Source organism: Nocardioides sp. NPDC051685 (assembly GCF_044453405.1).
Taxonomy (GTDB): domain Bacteria; phylum Actinomycetota; class Actinomycetes; order Propionibacteriales; family Nocardioidaceae; genus Nocardioides.
Genome location: NZ_JBITCR010000013.1, coordinates 125,592 through 143,358, shown reverse-complemented (window position 1 = coordinate 143,358; position 17,767 = coordinate 125,592). Strand labels below are relative to the sequence as shown.

The window sequence follows — 17,767 nt, the reverse complement described above, 5'->3', positions numbered from 1 at the left end:
CATACCCACCCGTCGGCCTCGGCGTCGGGGGCCCCCCCGGCACCAACCCCCCCGCCCCCGCGGCACCCAGCCGCCCGGCGGCCCGCGGGGGCCCCCCCCCCCCCGCCCCCCCCGCCGCCCCCGCGCGCCCCCCCCCCCCCCCCCCCCCCCCCCCCCCCCCCCCCCCCCCCGCCTGGATGACATCGCGAATACGGGTGAAGTACTGCTGTCGCAGATCTGCACCCTTGGCCATCGACTCCTGGTCGGCCAGCCGGACGACTTCACGCTGGAACGCCACGGTCGCTGCACGATCCTCGACGTGGTAGAGCATGAACGCGTGAAGAGCTGCCGCAAGCTGCTCGGCGGGACTGTCGAGGTGGTCGAGCATGTAGTCGATCTCGGCCAGGCGGCGTGTCATGTAGGACTCGTGCAGCGCGGCCAAGATCCTGTCCTTCGTGCCGAAGTGGTGCACGATCGTGCCCTTGGACACGCCGAGCTCTTTGGCGACGAGGCCGAAGTTGACGCCGTCGTAACCGATCTCGGCGATGTGCCGTGTGAACGTGTCGAGGATTTCGTTGTACCGTCCAGCACCGGCAGCCATGGGTCCTTCTTTCCGCGAGTTATCGTCGATCTCGTTTGGTGAAGAGTTTAACGAACCTGACCGCACATGCGGTCACTCGAACTTTGCTTTGAGATTACGTTTGAGAATCTTCCCTGTGGCGTTGCGGGGCAGAATGTCGACGAAGGTCACGCCGGTCGGACACTTGTAGTGGGCCAGCCGCTGGCGCGCGTACGCGATCAGCTCGGCGGCATCTGCCTTCGAGCCGCTCTCGGGGGTCACGACTGCGTGCACGGTCTCGCCCCACTTCTCGTCGGGCAGGCCGATGACCGCAACTTCAGCCACTGCAGGGTGCTGAATCAGCACGCGCTCGACCTCTGCGGGGTAGACGTTCTCGCCGCCCGTGATGACCATCTCCTTGACCCGGTCCTCGACGTAGAGGTATCCATCCTCGTCGATTCGGCCGGCGTCTCCGGTCCGCAGCCAGCCGTCCACGATGGTCTCGGCCGTCGCCTCGGGCTTGTTCCAGTAGCCGATCATCATCTGGGGCGACTTGACCCAGAACTCGCCGACCTCTCCTGGCGCCGAGTCCTTGCCGCTGCTGGGATTGACGACGCGCACCTCGCTGCCCGGAAGTGGACGTCCGGCAGAAGCACGCAGCTGGGGACGCTCTGGGTTGCGGTGGTCGTCGGGACCGAGGACGCAGAAGACGCCGGACATCTCCGTCATGCCGTAGACGGAGTACAGGGGAGTGCTGAGAGTCGCGAGGGTCTTGTCCATGAGGGGCGCCGGCATAGGGGAGCCCCCGTAGCCGATCACCTGGAGGCTCTTCGTGGCCTCGACGATGTCGTCCTGCGCCAACAGCATCTGGATGAGAGCGGGCACGAAGAAGGCGTGCGTCACCTGGTGGTCCCTGATGGTCGCCAGGAGGTCCGCGGGGACGGCCTCGCGGGCGACGATCGTCAGCCCGCCGGCGTACATGCCGCCGATCGCCCAGCTGGTGCCTCCGACGTGGAAGAGCGGCATCGCGACCAGGTTCACCGTCGACTCGTCCATCCGGTACGCAGGCAGCAGCCCCTCGCTGTGTGCAGCGAGACCGCCCTGGGAGAGCATGGCGCCCTTCGGCCAGCCTGTCGTGCCTGAGGTGTACAGCTGGAGGAAGCAGTCAGTCGCCTTGGCGTCGTGGCGGTCGGTGAGCGGCGTGCCGCTTGCGACGAGACCTTCGTACTCGTCCTTGTCTCCGCCCAGGACCACGATCCTCTTGAGCTTTGGCAGTTCGGCACGGATGTCAGCGATGGCCTCGACGAACTCTGCGCCCACGATGAGGATCTCGGCTGCCGAGTCGGCGATGACGTAGGCAAGCTCCTCACGCGAGAGGCGGAAGTTGATGACCGCGTGGGCGGCTCCGAGAAGCGAGGCGGCGAAGGTCGTCTCGAGGCAGGCGGGGTGGTTCTTGTCGAGGGTGGCGATCCGGTCGCCTTCGGTGATTCCTGCGGCACGGAGGGATCCTGCCAGTCGCAGGATGCGGTCGTGGAGCTCGGTCCAGGTCCAGGTCTGGTCGCCGAAGACGAGTGCGGCGGCGTCCGGTTTTTGGCTGACTTGGCGCTCCACTATCTCGAAGATCCCATTGGGGGTGACGGCCATGCTCATGCTCCTGACTGTACGTGCGGTCAACTGATGGCGACAGCATAAGCCCTCTGTGACCGGCGACACAAGGTTGACTGACCGTCCGTACGGTCATTATTGTGGATCTTTGCCAGTGGGGCCCACGCCAGCCGTGGCTCGAGGCCCCAGATCTACCACCGGAGGATCACTGCCGTGACCACTGAACTGCGCGATATCCTCACGCCCTCGATGTACGCCGACGGCATCCCTCACGAGCTCCTTCGTGACCTGCGGCGTGAGCACGCCGTCGTGCGGATCGACGAGCCCGCTACCGATGTCTTCGCGGGTGGTCAGGGCTACTGGCTCGTGCTCAGGCATGCCGAGGTGAGTCACGTGTCCCGTCATCCCGAGGACTTCTCCTCGTGGAGGGGCACCAGCTTCCTGCGCGAGCAACGGCCGACCGATGTCGCGGTCCTGCGCCGGATGATGCTCAACATGGACCCGCCCGAGCACAGCTCGTTGCGCAAGATCGTGAACCGGGCGTTCACGCCTATGGCGATCCGGAACCAGCTCTTCGATGCGATCAAGCGGCATGCTCGTGAGGTCGTCGATGCCATCTCTGAGACCGGTGAGACGGACTTCCTCGCGAACGTCGCTGCCGAGATGCCGCTCCTCGTGCTCGCCGACGTCCTCGGTGTGCCGCCCGAGGACCGCAAGTTGCTGTACAGCTGGACCAATCGCCTCGTCGGTATCGACGACCCCGAGTACGGTGGCGACCCGAAGGGTTATCTCTCGGCCTTCACCGAGATGTTCGCCTACTGCCGTGCTGCCACCGAGGAGCGCCGCAAGGAGCCGAGGGGCGACTTGTGGAGCACGGTCGTCAACGCCGAGGTGGATGGTGAGTACCTCTCCGACGATGATCTCGATCGGTTCTTCCAGCTGCTGGTCATCGCCGGCAATGACACCACGCGCAACCTGCTTGCCAACACGATGCTGACGCTGTCGGAGCATCCGGACCAGCTCGCTCTGCTGCGCAGCGATCTCTCGCTTCTTCCTGGGGCCGTCGAAGAGGTCCTGCGCTTCAGCCCCTCGGTGATCCAGTTCCGGCGCACCGCGACACGGGACCTGGAGCTCGCCGGTCAGTTGATCGCCGAGGACGAGCGCGTCATCATCAACTACGCGTCTGCGAATCGTGATGAGAGCGTCTTCGAGAATCCGGACAGGTTCGACATCACTCGCGACCCCAACCCGCACATCTCGTTCGGGGACGGCACGCACTACTGTCTGGGCGCCAACCTGGCGCGTATGCAGGTGCAGACCCTGCTCACCGAGCTCTTCACCCGGCTCCCGGACATCGAGGTCAGTGGCGAGGCGAGCCACATGCAGTCCAGCTTCATGAACGGCATCAAGCACCTGCCGGTGAGCTTCACTCCGGCGGGCAAGCGGGGGCCACTGGTCGTCGCGGGCGCGGACCTGTCAAACGGGCCCGCAGAGACCGACGCGCCGGTCGCCGAGTCCGCGACGCCGGTTCATGGCACGCCGATGCTGGTCCTGTTCGGCTCCAACTTCGGTACGGCGGAGGAGGTCGCCGACGACCTTGCCGATGCCGGGCGCGTCCGCGGCTTCGACGTCCGCGTAGCTCCGCTCGACGAGGCGGTGGAGAACCTGCCCACCGAGGGAGTCGTCCTCATCACCACGGCCACCTACAACGGCACGCCGCCTGACAACGCCGTCAGGTTCGCGGACTGGATCACCAACGGATCACCTGACCTCGCGGGCGTGAAGTTCAGTGTCTTCGGATGTGGCAACCACGAGTGGGTGCCGACGTTCCAGGACTTCCCGCGATTCATCGACAATCGTCTCGACGAGCTGGGTGCCACTCGACTGCATTCCCGTGGTGAAGGCGACGTCGCTGCGGACTTCGACGGCGACCTCCAGGCCTGGGATGCCGCCCTGTGGCCCGACCTGGCCGAAGCCTTGGGCGTCGACCTGGGAGCTGTTGGGGGATCGGGCAGGCCGCGCCTCCGCCTCGAGTTCCTGCCCAGCGACCGGCCCAGCCCGTTCGTCCAGTCCCTCGACGCCCGGCCGATGCGCATCATCGAGACCCGCGATCTGTCGAGGCCGAACGGTCCGGTGGAGGTCCGGCCGGTCCGCCACATCGAGCTCGCGCTGCCCCAAGGGGTCACGTATCAGGCCGGGGACCATCTCGGCGTCATCCCGCACAACAGCGACGCTCTCGTCGCGCGCGTCGTCGAGCGGTTCGCCCTGGCGCCGGATGCCTGGGTTCGGCTGGACGCGGACGAAGGCGTGAGCTCGTTCCTCCCGGTGGGGGAGCGGGTGACCGTACGGCACCTGATCAGCGACTACGTCGAGCTGCAGGGGGTCGCTGGGCGCCGTGACATCGAACGTCTCCTGGAGCACACGGAGTATCCCTGGAGTCGAGCACGCCTCGAAGGCCTCCTGGACGCGGACACGTACCGTGCCGAGGTCCTTGCCCGTCGACTTTCCGTGCTTGACCTCCTCGAGATGCATCCGACGTGTCGGCTGCCGTTCGAGGTGTTCCTGGAGCTGTTGAGCCCTCTGTCGCCGCGCTACTACTCGATCTCGTCCTCGTCCCGGATGCACCCTGACTCGTGTTCGATCACAGTGGGTGCACTCATCGACGACGCGCGATCGGGGAACGGTACGTTCCACGGCACCTGTTCGAACTACCTGTTCGACCAGGAGGTCGGTCGGGTGGTGCATGCCTTCGTACGGGACACGTCCAGCTCGTTCAGGTTGCCCGAGGATCCGGCGGTCCCGGTGATCATGATCGCTTCGGGCACCGGGCTCGCACCATTTCGTGGCTTCCTCCAGGACCGTGCCGAGGCCAGACGAGCCGGCGCGGAGTTCGGGCCGGGTGTGCTGCTGTTCGGCTGCCGCCACCCGCAGTCCGACGAGCTCTACCAGGGCGAGCTCGAACAGCTTGCCTCGGAGGCGGGTGTCCAGCTCGCCTGCGCATACTCGCGTGTGCCGGGCCTGCCCCGCGTCTACGTCCAGGACCGGTTGCGCGAGATGGGTGCACACGTGCTCGACCTGCTCGATCAAAATGCGGCGATCTACGTCTGCGGGGCGGCAGCCGTGGCCGACGGAGTACGTTCGACGCTCATCGATCTGCGCTCCGAGCTGCGTGGGGAGAATGCGGAGGACGCCGAGGTGTGGATGAAGGAGCTGGCTGACGATCGGCGGTGGCTCGTCGACGTGTGGGCCAGCGGGTGAGCTGACCACTGCCCGGCGCCTCGCGACATCCCTGGCCGCTCACTGCGTCCGGGGTGTCTCGGTCCTCATCCGGACTGCGGTGTCGCCGAGTGCGACCGGGTGGTCGTTGCCGCACCTGATCTCGGTGTCGATGGTGGAGCCGCACTGCTTGTGGATGAGCTCGACGCCGGTGTCGTGGTCGTCCTCGAGGAGCTCGCCCCACTCCATCAACGAGACCAGGACCGGGAACAGGCGTCCGCCGAGGTCGGTCAGGACGTACTCCTGACGTGTCCGTGAACCCGGCTCCTGGTACGGGCGACGGGTGAGCACGCCGTGTCCGACGAGCTCCTTGAGTCGTCCCGCGGCGACTGCCTCGCTGAGGCCCGAGCGATTGACCAGGTCCTCGAACCGGGTGGCACCGAAGAAGACCTCCCGGAGCAGCACCATGGCCGACCGCGTCCCGATCAGTGCGAGCGCGCGCTCCATGCGGCACGTCCCTGTGACCGTCCAGGCGTCGCGGTCGGCAAACCCACCTTGCCGTTCCATGACGGCTACGGACGCTGCGGCGGGGGTGTCGGTTCGGTTGACCATGGAGGCATTGTATCTCTGGCTTGGCATGACCAAAGTCAGACGTTACGCTCCTGCCTATGGCTTTTGACAGTCAGGTGGCCGACGTCGAGGACCCTCTTCCGGTCGGGCCTGGCTCGCGCCGCCGGTGGCTTGCGGTGATGGTGGTCTGCGTCGGTGTGATGATGTCGTTCGTCAATGTCTCGTCGACGCTCTCGGCCCTCACCTTCATCCAGCGGGATCTGCACCTCTCGGGGCCGACGTTGATCTGGGTGTCGAGCGCGTTCCCGCTGGCGATGGTGAGCCTGCTCATGTCGGCAGGGACGTTCGGGGAGCTGTACGGGCGTCGGCGCACCTACTTCGCCGGCGTCGTCCTTGTCGGCGTGGGGAGTCTGGTTGCATTCCTCGCAACCAGCGCCGGTGCCTTGATCACAGGTCAGGCGGTGATGGGCGTCGGGGCGGCTGCCGCCATGCCGACGGGGCTGTCGATCGTGAGCAACACCTTTCCTGACCAGCACGAGAGGGTCCGGGCCATCGGCGTGTGGGCGAGCACGGCCGGCATCGGGCTCACTGTCGGTCCGTTGGTTTCCGGGGCATTGTTGGACAACTTCTCCTGGCACGTCGCATATCTGAGCAACGTGTTCCTCGCCCTGGTCGGGGCGGCGCTCGTCCCGGCCTTCATCACCGAAGGCAGGCACCCGAGTCGTCGGCTGGACCCGATCGGCGTGGTGCTCGGCTCGGTCACCATCGCGGCGCTTGCGTTCGCCATCATCGAGGGCGGCTCACGAGGCAATGCGAGCGTGTCCAGCATCGCTGCGTACCTGATCGTGGCGGTCAGCCTGCCTGCATTCGTCGTGGTCGAACTGCGACACCGGGATCCGATGCTGGATCTCCGGTTGTTCCGCAGTGCCTCCTTCACCGTCATCCAGCTCGTTGCTGCTGCGGCGATGTTCGGATTCGTCGGCGTCTCGCTGTTGGCGATCCTCTACCTGCAGCGGGTCGCTCACCTGGATGCTTGGAGCACCGGTGTCCACATGCTGCCGTGGATGTTGAGCTACGTCGTGGTGAGCGCGGTCGCCGCCCGTGTGGTGGGTGCTCTTGGATTCGCCGCGACTCTCACGGTGGGGCTGTTGCTCATGGGGGTGGGGGCGCTCGCACTGCTGCGCGTCGGGATCGTAGACGGGTACGGCGCGATGTGGCCCGCCCTGCTTGCCATGGGGATCGGATCCGCCCTGCTCATCGGACCGTCGACAGCGGCAGCGGTCAACAGCGTCTCCTCCCTGCAGGCCGGCATGGCCTCTGCCGCGGTCAACACATTTCGACAGTTCGGGTCGATGCTCGGGGCCAGCATCCTCGGCACCATCGCCACGACTCAGTTCCCTCGACACCTGACTAGGGACCTCGCCGAGGCCGGCGTCAGCCCGGACGTCGCCGACGGCGCCGTCGCCGCGGCTGTCCGAGGCATCCGTCCCGAAGTGACGGTCTCGCTCCGGCCCCTCCTGGATCAGGCCGTCCCGGAGGCATTCACCAGTGCGCTGCATCTGGGCTTCGCTGTAGGTGGAATCACGCTGCTTGTCGTGGCGATCCCGACGGCCGTCTTCGTTCGCCAGCGTTGACCAGCTCACCAGGCCCGCGGCCAAGCTTTGGGGCGCTCTCGCTGTGCACAGACTCGGTAGTCGGGGGAACTTGAGTCGCTCAGCTATCGCCGAGGAGCTCAGCCATCATTCGCATCGTCGATGGATCGTCGTTGATGAGCATGGTTGTCAGCAGAGACTCGCGCCAGGCTGCCAGGTCGTCGGAGATCTTTGCCCTGGGGCCGACGAGTGCCACCTTCTCGACGAGTGAGAGAGGGACGCTCGCGATGGCCTCGTCCTTGTGGCCGTCGAGGTACAGATCCTGGATCTTGGCGCACTCCTGCTCGTAGCCCATGCGTGCAAAGACTTCGTAGTGGAAGTTCGCGCCCTTGGCGCCCATGCCGCCGATGTAGAGCGCGAGGAAGGGTCTTACCCGGTCGGCGGCCGCCTCGATGTCGTCGTCCACCTCGACCTTGACGATGCAGGAGATCTCAAAAGACTCCGCGGTGGTGCGAGCTCCCGGTCGTGACCACCCCTCGGCCAGTGCCGCACGGTAGTGCGCGTCGTCGAAGGGTGAGTAGAACAGCGGGATCCAGCCGTCAGCGATCTCAGCGGCGAGGGCGACGTTCTTGGGGCCCTCGGCGGCAAGCAGAATCGGAATGTCCGGACGTACGGGGTGCAAGGTCGATCGCAAGGACTTGCCCAGGCCCGCCCCGCCGTGGATCGGGAGCTGGTAGTGCTCACCTTCGAAAGCGAGTTTCTCGCGCTGGAACGCCTGCCGCAGGATGGCGACGTACTCCCGTGTCCGCGCCAACGGCTTGGGGTACGGCTGGCCGTACCATCCCTCGACCACCTGGGGTCCGGATGCGCCGATGCCGAGAACGAACCGACCTCCACTCAGATGGTCCATCGTCATTGCGGCCATCGCGGTCGCCGCGGGCGTGCGTGCCGACATCTGGACGATCGCGGTGCCCAGTCGCACCGACGATGTCTGCGATCCCAGCCAGGCCAGGGGTGTCAGCGCATCTGAGCCATAGGCCTCGGCTGTCCAGATGGAGTCGAAGTGGAGATCCTCGGCCAGGGCGACGGCCTCGGCGTGTCCGCTGGGCTGGCCACTGCCCCAGTACCCGAGCGCAAGCCCGAGTTTCAGATCATGGGTCATGAGTTGGATCCTCCGGGTGAGATGGTCGCGCTGATTGTTCGGCAACGTCGACACGTGGCTGGAGCCGGCCGGGCCGTCCCTGTCCCGCTGGCGGACCGCAGGCCCTCATGGCAGGCAGGTCAGCGTCCATTGTGACAACCGGCCGTACGTGCGGTCAGTTTAGGGGTGTAGTGGGTGTCACACAAGGCCTCCGTCTGCGCGGTCTATGGCGTTGGCGACGAGGTCATCGGGCCGGTCGGTCTGTGATGCCGGCTCGAGCGGCTCGCCGAGCCGTCTCTTGCGCCGTGCTCGAATCCTTGATTATGGTGACCGCTCGTACGGTCACCTTCGGGTGGCGCCGGCGCCGAACCAGTCGAAGCGAGGCCCTTATGCGACGCTCACCTGTCATTGCTGCGGTCACTCTCGTTGCTGTGAGTCCCTTGATGGTCGTGCCTGCATTCGCGGACACGTCATATCCGGAAGACATCGGCGCCTTCGGTGTGGTGTTCGCTGACCCGTCGGGCCACGAGTGTGTCGATGTTCAGGATGACTCGGGTGAGCGGTGCAAGCCGACCGCGGTGAGTGTTGCGGTTCTGCCGACCGGGAAGATCCTGTACTGGGACGGCATCGAGGGGATGAACCACATCGGGCTCAACGTGGTTCTGGAGTTCGGTGAGAAGGCGATGGGCGACCAGGCCCGGGTGATGGACGTGTCCGGCGCGGACCCGTCCTGGTCGGTGCCGACGCCCGGGGACACCAACGGCAACCCGGGCGGATATGACGAGAACGCCGAGTACCTGCCGCTCATCCCGCATGACAACGACAACAAGAGCAACGACGGCAACCTGTTCTGCGCGGCGCACGTCTTCCTTCCCGACGGGCGGCTGCTGATCAACGGGGGCACCGCCTACTACTCCGAACCCAGCATTCCGGGTACCGACTACGGCGTGCTCGAGCCGACGGGGATCAAGAACACCCGCATCTTCGACCCGAAGACCAACACGTTCGAGCCCGCCGCCGACATGAGCTACGGCCGGTGGTATCCGTCGACCGTGAGTCTGTCGAGCGGCAAGGTGCTGACGGTCAGCGGTGTGCGCAAGCTGGTCAAGCCGATCTACCCGGACAGCCCTGTCACCGACTGGCTGACCAACGTACGGCAGACCGAGACCTACGACCCGGCCACTGGCAAGTGGACGAAGAACCCCTCCAGCGCCGACAAGTCGCTGCCGCTGTATCCGCGGATCCACATGCTGCCCGACGGCAAGGTGTACTACGACGCGGCGGGGCAGGCATTCAACCCGATGGGTGAGGCCTATGACGAGGCCATGTGGAACATGACCAGCGTCTACGATCCGGCCAAGCAGTCGTGGAAGAACCTCGGCGTCCCCACGATCAACGGTGTTCCTGCCGGCTTCCGTGGCTCCGGCTTCTCGGTCATGTTGACGTTGAAGCCCGACCGGGATGGCACGTACGGCTCGGCCGACGTTCTGTCCGGCGGCGGTGTCCTCGGAATGACTCCGGGCACATACCTCGGCTCGAACAGTGCGACGCTCAACACCATCGACACCGCGAACGGCGACAAGTTCACCAGCAGGTCGGTCGAGCCGATGCACCACCCGCGCTGGTATGCCAACGCCGTGGTGCTGCCCGATGGCAAGGTGTTCGTCGCCAACGGCGCCAACGTCGACGAGGATGTCGCTCCTGGCAGCGGCTTCCCGATCCGCGACACCGAGATCTTCGATCCGGAGACCGGCAAGTGGACCAAGACCGCGGCTCAGACGCAGGGCCGGACGTACCACACGACCGCGACCCTGCTGCCGGACGGCCGGGTCATGCTCGGCGGGCACGCGCCCTTCCCGTTGATGTTCGGACCGCAGAACAACATCCTGCACGACACGGTGGGCACCAGCCGGAACACCACCGATCCGAGCTTTCAGATCTTCTCGCCGCCGTATCTGCACTGGGGCGAGCGGCCGAGGATCACCACGGCGCCGGCCAAGGCGGTCAACGGCGGCACGATGAAGATCGTCGTGGACAGTCCGACCTACATCAGCAGCGTGCGGCTGGTCCGCAACCCGTCGATGACCCACCTCGTCGATCCCGACCAGCGCACCGTCGAGATGGCGGTCGTCGAGCGATCGGGCAACACCCTGACGCTGGCAGTCCCGGACAACAAGGTGCTGCCGCCCGGCCCGTACATGGTCTTCGCAAACCGTGACTCCGAGCGCGGCGAGATCCCGTCGGTGTCCAAGCAGGTCATGGTCAGCAGGAGCTGAGCAGTGCGTCGCGCAGGCTTGGCCATCGCGGCGGCCGCAGTAGCTGTCGCGATGGTCAATTCCAACGTCCCCGTCGCTGCGGCCCACGGCGGGGATGCCGAGGCGGTCGAGGGTGCCTATCGGGCAGTGATCCAACAGGCTCCGCCCGGAGTTGCGGTACACCCGCTTCAGGGCCGCGTGGCGGGATTCTTCGTCAAGGTCAGCGCCGGGCACCTGCTCGTCGTCGATGGCGAGGACGGCGCGGATCTGGCGCGGATCGGTGCGGCCCACACCGTGGCCAGCGGCAGCTGGCTGGACCCGCGTGTGCGCATGCCTACCGAGATGCCCGCTCACAACCACCTCGCGGTCGTTCGGCACTGGAGCATCCCGGTGACCTACGACGGGGCATCGGGTGATATCCGCGGGGTCGTGGCGTGGGTCCCGAGTGGTCCGTATGGCGGCGGCATTCCCGCGCACGTGCTCATCGGTATCGGCGGCGGGGCGCTGGGCTTGGTCGTCGCGTTGCTGATCTCAGCCGACGGCGGCGTGACGCTTTTGCGTTCGTTCCGGTGACGCGACTGCGTGTCCAGGTGGGCGCGTGGATCGCTTGCATGATGCGGACACATCTCCTAGTCTACACAAGGACCTGACCGCTTGTACGGTCAAGAGATCGAGGAGGCTCTCATGGCGACGAACCCCAGCGGCAAGGGTGGGTTGGCCCGCAGACAGTTCTTGACGTACCTGGTGGCCGCGCCGACGCTCACCGTCGCGGCTCGCTGGGGCCTCGACGTCGAGCCAGCTGCGGCGACCGTCCCGAGTCCGCCGCGGCCCTCGGAGCTCTATGACGTCGGTGACTTCTACAAGCAGGCATGCGAGCCGACGAAGAACATGGTGCTGTTGGAGGTGGCCGAGGACGGCGCCGCCTGGTTGCGACTTCACCGCATGGAGGTGGGCCAGGGGATCACCACCGCCTGCGCGATGCTGGTGGCCGAGGAACTGGACCTCCCGCTGTCGAAGGTGCACGTCCCGATGCGCGACGCCGATCCGGCGCTGCTGTTCAACCAGCTCACCGGCGGGTCGACCTCGATGCGTACGGTCTATGAGCCGATCCGGCGAGCCGCGGCCGAGGCGCGGTCACGACTGATCGCGGCGGCTGCTCTCCGGTGGGACGTCTCGGCGGGACAGCTGACCACGCGCGACGGCCTGGTGGTGGCTCCGGACGGGCGCACGGCGACGTACGGATCGCTCGCCGTCTCCGCCGCCGACCCCGGGCTGAGCCTGGCCGGCGTCGCAACGAAGGCGGCATCGGAGTTCAGCGTGATCGGCAAGCCGATCCGCCGGATCGACGCGCGTGAGATGGTGACCGGTCAGTTCCGGTACACCCTCGACCTCGACGTGGCGCCGGGTGCGAAGCCGTGCCTGGTGCACAGGGCGCCGACGATTCAAGGCACGCCGAAGCGGGTGCTCAACGACGCCGAGGTCCGGGCGATGTCCGGAGTGATCGACATCGCGGTGATCGAGACCGGGGTGGCGATCCTGGCCGAGACGTTCGGGCAGGCGTGGGACGCGAAGAAGGCGCTGCGGGTCGACTGGAACCCGGGTTCGGTCGACGGTCTGTCCAATGAGGACATCTTCAACAAGCTCGAGGCAGCGACGATCCCGCTTGCGGTGCCGGGTGTCCTGGTGGACACCGTCGATGCCGAATTCCGGTTCGCCCCGGTGAGCCATGCCCCTCTGGAGAGCAACTCAGCTGTGGCCGACGTGCGGGCCGACCGCGCGGAGATCTGGTCCGGGCTGCAGACGCCGATCTATGCGCAACAGGACATCGCCGAGAAGCTGGGACTGCCGCAGGACGCAGTGAAGGTGCACGTGGTGCAGTCCGGCGGCGCGTTCGGGAGGCGGCTGTTCCACGATGGGGCGATGGAGGCGGCCCTCGCGTCCAAGGCGTTCGGACGGCCGGTGAAGCTGATGTGGACCCGGACCGACGACATGCGGCACGGCAGGATGCGTGGGCCCAGCTTCCACCGGGTGCGGGCCACTCTCGCGGCCGGCCAGGTGGCGTCGTACGAGCACCGGATCACCCAGACCAAGACCGACTTCAGCCACGGCATCGGCGAGATGATCACCGCGAAGCTCTCCGCCGGCGCGGGCAACCTCACCTACGCGCAGAGCTTCTTCAACCTGATGGTCGAGTGCCCCTACGACTTCGGCGTCGTCACCGAGGTGCTGAACGAGCCGGAGGACATCCACCTCAACACTGCATCCTGGCGGTCGGTGTACTCGGCGATGGTGCGAGGTGCCGAAGAGCTGGTGGTCGACGAGATCGCCGCCAAGCTCGGCAAGGACGCCTACAAGTTCCGCCGCGAGTACCTCAAGCACGACGCCGCCCGTGCGGTGCTGGACAAGGTCGCCACGGAGGGCGGCTGGGGTCGAAAGATGCCACCTGGGCACGCTCAGGGAATCGCACTGCACGTCGAACACCGATCGTCGTGCGCCTTCCTGATCGAGATGGACGCCACCGACCCGAAGCGGCCCCGGGTGTACCGGGCCACCATCGCTGCCGACGTCGGCCGTCCGATCAACCCGCTGGGGATCGAGGCGCAGATGATCAGCGGCCTGACCGACGGCATCTCCACCACGCTGCGTGCCGGGCTGCACATCAAGAACGGCCTTCCCCTGGAAGGCAGCTACTCGCAGTCGCACTTCGCCCGGCAGAAGGACAGCCCGCGCGACGTGAAGGTCTTCGTCATGCCGCCCAGCCGGGAGGAACCCGGCGGCGTCGGAGAGCTGCCGGTACCTGCCGCTGTCGGTGCTGTCGCCTGCGCCTATGCGCGAGCGACCGGCACCTGGCCGCGCCGCTTCCCGATCAACTTCGACGTCGACTTCGACCCCTTCCCGCCCAACTGACCGGAGCCTCCCATGCCCTCCTACACCTTCACCGTCAACGGCAAGAAGACGACGGTCGACGCACCCGCCGACCTCGCGATGCTCTGGGTCCTGCGTGACAAGCTCGGCATCACCGGGCCCAAGTTCGGCTGCGGCATCAATGTCTGCAAGGCCTGCACCAGCCACCTCAACGGCAAAGCCTTCAACCCCTGCGTCACCCCGGTCTCGGAGTGCGCGGACAAGAACGTCACCACCATCGAGGGCCTTGCCGAGGGCGACGAGCTGCACCCCGTGCAGCAGGCGTGGCTGGACCAGGACGTCGCCGAGTGCGGCTACTGCCAGCCCGGACAGATCATGGCTGCCGTCGACCTGCTAAAACGCAATCCCAACCCCAGCGAAGCCGAGATCGAGGAGATCGAGAACGTCTGTCGCTGTGGCACGTACTTCCGCATCCGCGAGGCCATCAAGCAGGCCGCTCGCGAGATGGGCGGTGCCTGATCTGCCTACATCCTCGAACTGATGGATCGGACCGCCGCCGAGTACAGAGTGGGGCGGCGTCCAGGTCAAGGTGATGCAGAGGACCGCGCCGGTGACCGCAGCTGTCGAGGGTCGTCGTCGAGAGGGGATGTTCAGCGTCTGTTCGGCGACCCAGGACGACGCGTGCGCCGCGTCTCGAGACGATCGAGCCGCGGCGTACGTTGCGTTGGACCTGCGCGTGCGGGTGGTCGCGCAGTCTGGCGAGGGGTTAGGAGACGAGTCCCAGCGCCAGTTGCGGGAAGCGGTATAGCAACACCAAGAGGAGCAGCATCGGGACTACGAAGATCAGCGCTCCTGTGAACATCGACTTGATGGGAATGTAGGGGGCAACACCCTTGAGCACGAAGACGTTCATGCCGATGGGCGGCAGGATCAGCCCGATCTGGCACAGCACGACCAGGACCACGCCGAACCAGATCGGGTCCCATCCCGCTGACGTGACGATCGGGAGCATGATCGGCACCGTGAGGACGATCATCGCGAACTCGTCCACAAGCGCCCCGAGCATCACGTACAGCAGCACGATGCCGGCGAACAGCCCGATCGGGGGCAGCTCCATGTCGACGATGAGCTCAGCCAGGACGTTGGTCATGCGAGTCATCGCGAGCACCTGCGTCAGTAGGAGGCCGCCGATCACGATGCCGAAGATGAGACCGGTCGTGCGTACGCTTCGCTGGACCGCGGTCCAGACAGTACTGACAGACAGGCGACGCGTCGACAGGCCCATGACGAGCGCGATCGCGGCACCCAGCCCCGCTGCCTCGGTCGCCCCGACCCACCCCAGGTAGAGGCCGCCGACCACCACCACGAACACCAGGCCGATCAGCAGGACTGCCACGACCAGCGTCCACTGTGATGCGACCGGGATCCTCGTGGCCGGGGGTGCCAGCCGCGGGAAGGCCATCACCAGGATGGCGATGGTCATGGCGAAGAGGGCTGTCAAGATGATGCCCGGCATCAACCCCGCGATGAACAGCTTCCCGATCGACTGGTCCGTCAGCAGCCCGTATATCAACATCGCGGTACTGGGGGGAATGAGGATCCCGAGTCCACCCCCGGCAACCATCGCACCGGATGCGAGCCGTGAGTCGTAGCGCGCCTCTGACATCTCCTTGCTCACTACTCCGCCCAGGGTTCCCACCGTGGCGACGCTGGATCCGGAGGCGGCGGAGAACAGAGCACAAGCGCCCACAGTCGCGAACGCCAACCCGCCTTTCAGACGCCAGAGCCAGCTGCGGACCGCGGCATAGACGTCCGCCGTGATGCCTGCGACGGCCAGCAATTCGCCCATGAGGACGAACATCGGCACGGTTACGAGCGTGTAGTTGAGGGCGTTGTTCCACAGGATGGAGTACACGACGCCTGACATGAGGTTCCAACCGCCTTGCACGAACAAGAGCACAAGCGCCGGGACTGTCATCGAGATGGCCACCGGAGCCCCGAGGGCCATCAGCGCGACCATGGCAGCCAATGCGATGCATCCTACGACGATGAGGTCCACTAGAGCTCCCCGGTAGTTGGGTCTGCCGCGACGGGTAGACGATTGGTCACGTGCAGGTATGCACGCAGGAGTGCTTCGAGCGCCCAGCCGAAGAAGCCGATGACCACGAACACCTTGAAAGGTTGTGTCGGGATCGCGATCAGCCCGGTCCCGTCCAGCTGGGAGCTGGTCCTCATCGCGATCGTGAGCATGACAAGGGCCAGCGCCAAAGCGACGGCGAAGGTCAGGAGATCAGCTGCTGCGGCGAACAGGCGTCGCGTGGCTCCGGGGAGTTTCTCGACGACCATGTCCACTGAGATGTGTGATCCGGTCCGCTGGGTGAAGGCGAGCGACGCCATCGTCAGCGTCAGCATCATGTATTGCACGAGGTCCACGACGCCAAAGATCGGCTTGTCCAGCGAACGCAGGACGGCGTTGGCCACGAGCAGTGCCATGATGCCCACCATCATCAACCCTGCGAGCCAGGCAAGTGCCGTCGTGATGGCGCGCACGACCACCTCGACGGACTTCACGAGCACTCCGAGCATCTGTCGGCACAGAAACAGCGCACGACGGTCATTTCTCGAACGGCCTGTCAACGCCGGCATCGTCCATCAGCGTCAGCCACTGCTCGGCCAGAGCGCTGCCGTCGAAGCCCTTGGAGTCGGCTTCCTCGACCCAGGCAGCCCACTGCTCTTCGGCTGCCGCAGCTACGGTGGCATCGTCCTCATCGGTCATCGAGTTGACCGTCAGCGCTCCGGACGCCTCGAGCTCGTCGATGGCCGCTTCGTTGCCTGATAGCACCTGGTCGAGGTCGTCGTGCAAGAGTTCCTCCGCCTTGGGCAGCAGGTCTTCCTCGAACTCCGTGCGCAACGAGTCCGAGAGCCCGTCGAGGAACGCATCGCGGACGCCGAGAGAGACGACGGTAGAGGCGATGTTGGCCTCGAAGAGGTGCGGAGCGACCTCGTGGATCTTCACGCCCAGCGACGTCTCGACCGGGCTGTACGCGGCCTTCACGGTCCCGCGCTCGAGCGCCTGGTACATCTCTGCTGACGGCACCTGCACGGGGTCGCCGCCCAGGATGGACACCAGCTGCGCTTCCACCGGAGAGGAGACCCGAACCGGGAGACCTTCGATGTCCTTGATCGACTCGATTGGTTTCGTACCCCAGAATTGGAACGGGGTCGAGACCGAGGCGCCGATGATCTCGACGCCCGGAACGGTGAACTCGTCGCCTTCTGCATCCAGGTAACGTGCGACGATCTCGTTGCCAGCCTTTCCTTCTGGCACCGCACCGATGAGGTTGCCGACGCTCAGCCCGTACAGCGGCGAGTCCAGGAAGAAGACAGGAGCGACCACTCCCATGTCGTAAAGCCCCGACTCGAGGTCGGTCAGGACGGTCGTCAGCGACCCGAGCGTGGTGGCGTCATAGATGTCGACCTTGACGCGGCCATCAGTCTGCTCCTCTACGTACTCCTTCCACGGCAGGAACACATGCTGGTTGAGGTGCTGTGTCGGGGGTACGCCCGTGTTGATCTTGATCGTGACGGTCTCGCCGCCGGACCCCGATCCCGACTCGAGCCCACAGGCGGCGAGACCTAGGGCGAGTGACAGCGCGCTGGCAGCAACTGCTGCCTTCTTCATCCACATGGTGTGACACCTTCCGGACAGTCGCGACCCTCGGTAGCCGCGCCTATGGCGGGTATACTGTCTGAGCAGTATACTTGTGTCAATGGTCACATTTTCGCGCTCGCTTGGGCTCCTGCTCCGATGGACAGGGGTCTGGAAGTGGTTGTTCCGGACAACGGTGGACTGGGTCTGCTGCTGGCCTCACGGGACCGGTGGGGGCGCCTCGCGAGGCTCGGGTGAACTCGGGCTTTCAGGCTCGGCTGGGCAGGAACCTCGCCTGTGCGCCCGAGTAGTCCGGCGGCGGTTATGTATTGTGAC

The 17,767-nt window shown here is 66.0% G+C and carries 13 protein-coding genes; 6 read left to right on the top strand and 7 right to left on the bottom strand.

Features of this window, described 5'->3' with window-relative positions; genetic code table 11:
* Together ACIA03_RS26555 and ACIA03_RS26550 are read right to left on the bottom strand one after the other, a co-directional pair.
* On the bottom strand, positions 1 to 580 hold a 580-nt coding region (locus ACIA03_RS26555; protein ID WP_396988191.1), incomplete at its 3' end, for a TetR/AcrR family transcriptional regulator.
* Between the two features lie 72 nt (positions 581 to 652).
* Positions 653 to 2,188, bottom strand: a complete 1,536-nt coding sequence (locus tag ACIA03_RS26550) for a long-chain-fatty-acid--CoA ligase (protein ID WP_396988189.1) — start codon at positions 2,186 to 2,188, stop codon at positions 653 to 655.
* A gap of 168 nt (positions 2,189 to 2,356) precedes the next feature.
* Between ACIA03_RS26550 and ACIA03_RS26545 the strand changes: the two genes are divergently transcribed.
* Positions 2,357 to 5,401 (top strand): cytochrome P450, encoded by a 3,045-nt coding sequence (locus ACIA03_RS26545; protein WP_396988187.1) that lies wholly within the window; start codon positions 2,357 to 2,359, stop codon positions 5,399 to 5,401.
* A gap of 39 nt (positions 5,402 to 5,440) precedes the next feature.
* Here the strand turns inward: ACIA03_RS26545 and ACIA03_RS26540 are convergent, their stop codons facing one another.
* Positions 5,441 to 5,971 (bottom strand): winged helix-turn-helix transcriptional regulator, encoded by a 531-nt coding sequence (locus ACIA03_RS26540; RefSeq protein WP_396988185.1) that lies wholly within the window; start codon positions 5,969 to 5,971, stop codon positions 5,441 to 5,443.
* A gap of 56 nt (positions 5,972 to 6,027) precedes the next feature.
* Between ACIA03_RS26540 and ACIA03_RS26535 the strand changes: the two genes are divergently transcribed.
* Entirely contained in the window at positions 6,028 to 7,563 is a 1,536-nt protein-coding gene (locus ACIA03_RS26535) for an MFS transporter (protein ID WP_396988183.1), read from the top strand.
* Between the two features lie 79 nt (positions 7,564 to 7,642).
* Here the strand turns inward: ACIA03_RS26535 and ACIA03_RS26530 are convergent, their stop codons facing one another.
* The gene (locus tag ACIA03_RS26530) at positions 7,643 to 8,683 is read right to left on the bottom strand and encodes an LLM class F420-dependent oxidoreductase (protein ID WP_396988181.1); all 1,041 of its coding nucleotides are present in this window, start codon (positions 8,681 to 8,683) and stop codon (positions 7,643 to 7,645) included.
* Between the two features lie 428 nt (positions 8,684 to 9,111).
* On the opposite strand from ACIA03_RS26530, the gene ACIA03_RS26525 reads away from it, so the two are divergent.
* The 4 genes from ACIA03_RS26525 (at position 9,112) to ACIA03_RS26510 (ending at position 14,301) form a co-directional block, all read left to right on the top strand.
* Positions 9,112 to 10,938, top strand: coding sequence for a galactose oxidase-like domain-containing protein (locus ACIA03_RS26525; protein WP_396988179.1), 1,827 nt, complete (start codon positions 9,112 to 9,114; stop codon positions 10,936 to 10,938).
* A gap of 3 nt (positions 10,939 to 10,941) precedes the next feature.
* Positions 10,942 to 11,490 carry a hypothetical protein gene (locus ACIA03_RS26520; protein WP_396988177.1) on the top strand — a complete coding sequence of 183 codons (549 nt, stop codon included), beginning with the start codon at positions 10,942 to 10,944 and terminating at the stop codon, positions 11,488 to 11,490.
* A gap of 111 nt (positions 11,491 to 11,601) precedes the next feature.
* Entirely contained in the window at positions 11,602 to 13,824 is a 2,223-nt protein-coding gene (locus tag ACIA03_RS26515; RefSeq protein WP_396988175.1) for a molybdopterin cofactor-binding domain-containing protein, read from the top strand.
* A 12-nt stretch (positions 13,825 to 13,836) separates the two neighbouring features.
* Positions 13,837 to 14,301 (top strand): (2Fe-2S)-binding protein, encoded by a 465-nt coding sequence (locus ACIA03_RS26510; protein WP_396988173.1) that lies wholly within the window; start codon positions 13,837 to 13,839, stop codon positions 14,299 to 14,301.
* 247 nt (positions 14,302 to 14,548) lie between these two features.
* On the opposite strand, the gene ACIA03_RS26505 is transcribed toward ACIA03_RS26510, so the two are convergent.
* From ACIA03_RS26505 to ACIA03_RS26495, 3 genes are read right to left on the bottom strand one after another with little or no spacing between them, the layout of a single operon-like run.
* Positions 14,549 to 15,841 (bottom strand): TRAP transporter large permease, encoded by a 1,293-nt coding sequence (locus tag ACIA03_RS26505; protein WP_396988171.1) that lies wholly within the window; start codon positions 15,839 to 15,841, stop codon positions 14,549 to 14,551.
* Complete coding sequence (locus tag ACIA03_RS26500; protein WP_396988169.1) at positions 15,841 to 16,353, bottom strand: TRAP transporter small permease; 513 nt, start codon at positions 16,351 to 16,353, stop codon at positions 15,841 to 15,843. Before ACIA03_RS26500 ends, ACIA03_RS26505 begins: the two co-directional genes overlap by 1 nt.
* Before the next feature lie 43 nt (positions 16,354 to 16,396).
* Positions 16,397 to 17,470, bottom strand: a complete 1,074-nt coding sequence (locus tag ACIA03_RS26495) for a TRAP transporter substrate-binding protein (RefSeq protein WP_396988167.1) — start codon at positions 17,468 to 17,470, stop codon at positions 16,397 to 16,399.
* Between the last annotated feature and the right edge of the window lie 297 nt (positions 17,471 to 17,767).